Below are 5,908 nucleotides of genomic sequence, written 5' to 3' on the forward strand. Positions count from 1 at the left end.
GTTGCTGGTTGCGGTTGTGTTATCATCTTCACCGTTGATTCACAACATCATCGCGCCGGGTGTTTCAATGTGCCTGGGCAACAGAATTCAGGCAATCTGCTTCCTGTCTTCACTGATTTCAGAAATCTCCTGGTTTCTGAAGTGAGTGTTTTTCATGGCCAGATTGTCAGATATGGCCGATATTTTTTCGGCCATGTCAGTCTGATCCGTCACCCGGTGCGCCGGAGTGACAGTCATCTGTTCTTTAACAATCTGGTAGTAGTCGACAAAGTTGTTCCGGAAAGGGACAACGATGTGATTGCGTCGAAAAGTCTCAAACAAGAGAGTTCTGAAAGAGAGNCTTGTTCTTTAACAATCTGGTAGTAGTCGACAAAGTTGTTCCGGAAAGGGACAACGATGTGATTGCGTCGAAAAGTCTCAAACAAGAGAGTTCTGAAAGAGAGAACTGAGAGGCGGCGAAACGCGGCATGCTTGATCCTGGATTGGGCCCGAGAGGGTTCTCAGTCCGCAAACCTATAGGGTCAAGTGAATAAGTGCATGTGGTGGATGCCTTGGCGATTACAGGCGATGAAGGACGTTGTAGCCTGCGAAAAGCTGCGGGGAGCTGGCAAACAAGCTTTGATCCGCAGATGTCCGAATGGGGAAACCCACCCGCAAGGGTATCGATGGCTGAATACATAGGTCATCGAGGCGAACGTGGCGAACTGAAACATCTAAGTAGCCACAGGAAAAGAAATCAACCGAGATTCCGAAAGTAGTGGCGAGCGAAATCGGAGCAGCCTGTGCGTGATAGTCGATGCGTTAGCGAAACGGCATGGAAAGGCCGGCCATAGCGGGTGATAGCCCCTTGCGCGAAAACGGATCGGTGGTACTGAGCGCACGACAAGTAGGGCGGGACACGTGTAATCCTGTCTGAAGATGGGGGGACCATCCTCCAAGGCTAAATACTCGTAATCGACCGATAGTGAACAAGTACTGTGAAGGAAAGGCGAAAAGAACCCCGGGAGGGGAGTGAAATAGATCCTGAAACCGCATGCATACAAACAGTCGGAGCCTCGCAAGGGGTGACGGCGTACCTTTTGTATAATGGGTCAGCGACTTACGTTCAGTGGCAAGCTTAACCAGATAGGGGAGGCGCAGGGAAACCGAGTCCGAACAGGGCGCCATAGTCGCTGGGCGTAGACCCGAAACCAGGTGATCTATCCATGGTCAGGATGAAGGTTGGGTAACACCAGCTGGAGGTCCGAACCGACTAATGTTGCAAAATTAGCGGATGAACTGTGGATAGGGGTGAAAGGCTAATCAAACCTGGAAATAGCTGGTTCTCCCCGAAAACTATTTAGGTAGTGCGTCATGTATTGCTCCAGGGGGTAGAGCACTGTAATGGTTGTGGGGGCCATCGCGGCTTACCACGCCATAGCAAACTCCGAATACCTGGAAGTATGAGCATGGCAGACAGTCGCCGGGTGCTAACGTCCGGCGGCAAGAGGGAAACAACCCAGACCTACAGCTAAGGTCCCAAAGTGTGGCTAAGTGGGAAACGAAGTGGGAAGGCTAAAACAGTCAGGATGTTGGCTTAGAAGCAGCCATCATTTAAAGAAAGCGTAATAGCTCACTGATCGAGTCGTCCTGCGCGGAAGATGTAACGGGGCTAAGCCATGCACCGAAGCTTGGGCTGTACTCTTTGAGTACGGGGTAGGGGAGCGTTCTGTAAGCCTGTGAAGGTGTCTCGCAAGGGATGCTGGAGGTATCAGAAGTGCGAATGCTGACATGAGTAGCGTTAAAGCGGGTGAAAAGCCCGCTCGCCGTAAGCGCAAGGTTTCCTACGCAACGTTCATCGGCGTAGGGTGAGTCGGCCCCTAAGGTGAGGGCGAAAGCCATAGCTGATGGGAAGCTGGTTAATATTCCAGCACCGATTCCAGTGCGATGGGGGGACGGATCGTGGAAGGTTGTCCGGGTGTTGGATGTCCCGGTTCCTGACCTGTAGGTGTCTGGCAGGCAAATCCGCCAGGCGCATGCCGAGGGGTTGGGACGAGTGAGCTTGCTCGCGAAGCAACTGGAAGTGGTTCCAAGAAAAGCCTCTAAGCTTCAGCTGGAAATCGACCGTACCGCAAACCAACACTGGTGCGCGAGATGAGTATTCTCAGGCGCTTGAGAGAACTCGGGAGAAGGAACTCGGCAAATTGACACCGTAACTTCGGAAGAAGGTGTGCCCTGGTAGCTTGAGTGTGAACAACACGAGGGCCAAGGGGTTGCAAAAAATAGGTGGCTGCGACTGTTTATTAAAAACACAGCACTCTGCAAACACGAAAGTGGACGTATAGGGTGTGACGCCTGCCCGGTGCCGGAAGGTTAAGTGATGGGGTGCAAGCTCTTGATCGAAGCCCCGGTAAACGGCGGCCGTAACTATAACGGTCCTAAGGTAGCGAAATTCCTTGTCGGGTAAGTTCCGACCTGCACGAATGGCGTAACGATGGCCACACTGTCTCCTCCCGAGACTCAGCGAAGTTGAAATGTTTGTGATGATGCAATCTCCCCGCAGCTAGACGGAAAGACCCCATGAACCTTTACTGTAGCTTTGCATTGGATTGCGAACCGACTTGTGTAGGATAGGTGGGAGGCTTTGAAGTCAGGACGCCAGTCTTGATGGAGCCATCCTTGAAATACCACCCTGGTTTGTTCGCGGTTCTAACCTTGGCCCGTGATCCGGGCTGGAGACAGTGCATGGTGGGCAGTTTGACTGGGGCGGTCTCCTCCTAAAGAGTAACGGAGGAGTTCGAAGGTACGCTTGGTACGGTCGGACATCGTGCCTAAAGTGCAATGGCAAAAGCGTGCTTGACTGCGAGACTGACAAGTCGAGCAGGTGCGAAAGCAGGACATAGTGATCCGGTGGTTCTGTATGGAAGGGCCATCGCTCAACGGATAAAAGGTACTCTGGGGATAACAGGCTGATACCGCCCAAGAGTTCATATCGACGGCGGTGTTTGGCACCTCGATGTCGGCTCATCTCATCCTGGGGCTGTAGCCGGTCCCAAGGGTATGGCTGTTCGCCATTTAAAGAGGTACGTGAGCTGGGTTTAAAACGTCGTGAGACAGTTTGGTCCCTATCTGCTGTGGGCGTTGGAGATTTGACGGGGGCTGCTCCTAGTACGAGAGGACCGGAGTGGACACACCTCTGGTGTACCTGTTGTCACGCCAGTGGCATCGCAGGGTAGCTAAGTGTGGAAGAGATAACCGCTGAAAGCATCTAAGCGGGAAACTCGCCTGAAGATGAGATCTCCCTGGGGACGCGATCCCCCTGAAGGGTCGTTCAAGACCAGGACGTTGATAGGCCGGGTGTGGAAGCGCAGTAATGCGTGAAGCTAACCGGTACTAATTGCCCGTGAGGCTTGACCCTATAGTTTTGCGTGTGTTCAGGCATGCCTGAGCCGCCCATCAGTTCACCTCGGAACGCACGAGACGTGCCCGGGGCAGTCACATCAGCATCGACTTCCGCAGGGAAGTTCGATACAATCGTCGACCGTTACCAGACAAGGGCAGGTTGCCCGGCCACAGGGCCAGGCAGCATGCCAGCAAGCTTTGTCTGACGACCATAGTGAAGTGGAACCACCCCTTCCCATCCCGAACAGGAACGTGAAACGCTTTTGCGCCGATGATAGTGGGCTTCTCGCCCGTGAAAGTAGGACATCGTCAGACACCCCCCCTTCAGAAAAAACCCGTACGGCGTACGGGTTTTTTTGTCGAAGACCCGGGGCAGGGACGCAGCCTCAGGCCAGCAGGTCTGGCCGGCAGGCCTTGCAAAGGGTTTCGATGTTGTGCTAGAATGCACAATTCGTTGGAAACGCTTGTTCTTTAAAAATCAGCAGCCGATAAGTGTGGGCATTTGGGAGAAGGTGGCTCGAAGCCTGGTGCGACGCCCTGGGTGTTGTGCCGGCAGAGGGCGACAGAAATACCCTTGATGCTCACGCAAAACATGATTTACCAAGTCAGTTTTGATGAGAGCTTGCAAAGATTGAACTGAAGAGTTTGATCCTGGCTCAGATTGAACGCTGGCGGCATGCTTTACACATGCAAGTCGAACGGCAGCGCGGGCTTCGGCCTGGCGGCGAGTGGCGAACGGGTGAGTAATACATCGGAACGTGCCCAGTAGTGGGGGATAGCTCGGCGAAAGCCGGATTAATACCGCATACGACCTGAGGGTGAAAGCGGGGGACTTTAGGGCCTCGCGCTATTGGAGCGGCCGATGGCAGATTAGCTAGTTGGTGGGGTAAAGGCCTACCAAGGCGACGATCTGTAGCTGGTCTGAGAGGACGACCAGCCACACTGGGACTGAGACACGGCCCAGACTCCTACGGGAGGCAGCAGTGGGGAATTTTGGACAATGGGCGCAAGCCTGATCCAGCAATGCCGCGTGTGTGATGAAGGCCTTCGGGTTGTAAAGCACTTTTGGCGGGAACGAAAAGGACTGTGCCAATACCACGGTTCGATGACGGTACCCGCAGAATAAGCACCGGCTAACTACGTGCCAGCAGCCGCGGTAATACGTAGGGTGCGAGCGTTAATCGGAATTACTGGGCGTAAAGAGTGCGCAGGCGGTTTTGCAAGACCGATGTGAAATCCCCGGGCTTAACCTGGGAACTGCATTGGTGACTGCAAGGCTAGAGTGTGTCAGAGGGAGGTGGAACTCCGCATGTAGCAGTGAAATGCGTAGATATGCGGAAGAACACCGATGGCGAAGGCAGCCTCCTGGGATAACACTGACGCTCATGCACGAAAGCGTGGGGAGCAAACAGGATTAGATACCCTGGTAGTCCACGCCCTAAACGATGTCTACTAGTTGTCGGGGATTAATTTCCTTGGTAACGCAGCTAACGCGTGAAGTAGACCGCCTGGGGAGTACGGTCGCAAGATTAAAACTCAAAGGAATTGACGGGGACCCGCACAAGCGGTGGATGATGTGGATTAATTCGATGCAACGCGAAAAACCTTACCTACGCTTGACATGTCCGGAACCTTGGAGAGATTCGAGGGTGCCCGAAAGGGAACCGGAACACAGGTGCTGCATGGCTGTCGTCAGCTCGTGTCGTGAGATGTTGGGTTAAGTCCCGCAACGAGCGCAACCCTTATCATTAGTTGCTACGCAAGGGCACTCTAATGAGACTGCCGGTGACAAACCGGAGGAAGGTGGGGATGACGTCAAGTCCTCATGGCCCTTATGTGTAGGGCTTCACACGTCATACAATGGTCGGTACAGAGGGTTGCCAAGCCGCGAGGTGGAGCCAATCCCACAAAACCGATCGTAGTCCGGATTGCAGTCTGCAACTCGACTGCATGAAGTCGGAATCGCTAGTAATCGCGGATCAGCATGCCGCGGTGAATACGTTCCCGGGTCTTGTACACACCGCCCGTCACACCATGGGAGTGGGTTTTACCAGAAGTAGGTAGCTTAACCGCAAGGGGGGCGCTTACCACGGTAGGGCTCATGACTGGGGTGAAGTCGTAACAAGGTAGCCGTACCGGAAGGTGCGGCTGGATCACCTCCTTTCAAGAGAAAACACCTCGAACAAATGCTCACACTTATCGGTTGCTGGTTGTCGGAGCAAGATTCAGCACGCTGGATCTGAAGCAACAAACATGAGGTTTGCGGGTCTGTAGCTCAGCTGGTTAGAGCACCGTCTTGATAAGGCGGGGGTCGATGGTTCGAGTCCATCTAGACCCACCATTTCCATGCCACGCCGTTCACTGGAACGGGCGATGTGCGGGAAAGGGGGTGTAGCTCAGCTGGGAGAGCACCTGCTTTGCAAGCAGGGGGTCATCGGTTCGATCCCGTTCACCTCCACCACTTCAGATCCACGCCTGAGGATGACCAAACAAATGGAAGTGCTGTCTGCTGGTTCTCCGAGAGGGA

1 protein-coding gene, 2 tRNA genes and 3 rRNA genes are annotated in these 5,908 nt (G+C 53.9%); 5 read left to right on the forward strand and 1 reads right to left on the reverse strand.

What is annotated here, in order from left to right; genetic code table 11:
• Positions 1 to 87 precede the first annotated feature (87 nt).
• A partial coding sequence (locus tag EHV23_RS12905; protein WP_203229001.1) for a hypothetical protein occupies positions 88 to 339 on the reverse strand: 252 nt, incomplete at its 5' end.
• A 180-nt stretch (positions 340 to 519) separates the two neighbouring features.
• On the opposite strand from EHV23_RS12905, the gene EHV23_RS12910 reads away from it, so the two are divergent.
• The 5 genes from EHV23_RS12910 (at position 520) to EHV23_RS12930 (ending at position 5,842) form a co-directional block, all read left to right on the forward strand.
• A 23S ribosomal RNA gene (locus EHV23_RS12910) occupies positions 520 to 3,397 on the forward strand.
• A gap of 185 nt (positions 3,398 to 3,582) precedes the next feature.
• Positions 3,583 to 3,696 (forward strand): 5S ribosomal RNA (rrf, locus tag EHV23_RS12915).
• 318 nt (positions 3,697 to 4,014) lie between these two features.
• Positions 4,015 to 5,545 (forward strand): 16S ribosomal RNA (locus EHV23_RS12920).
• A 100-nt stretch (positions 5,546 to 5,645) separates the two neighbouring features.
• Positions 5,646 to 5,722, forward strand: a tRNA-Ile gene (locus EHV23_RS12925).
• 44 nt (positions 5,723 to 5,766) lie between these two features.
• Positions 5,767 to 5,842, forward strand: a tRNA-Ala gene (locus tag EHV23_RS12930).
• Positions 5,843 to 5,908: the final 66 nt, after the last annotated feature.

Source organism: Lautropia dentalis, assembly GCF_003892345.1.
Taxonomy (GTDB): Bacteria; Pseudomonadota; Gammaproteobacteria; order Burkholderiales; family Burkholderiaceae_E; genus Lautropia; species Lautropia dentalis.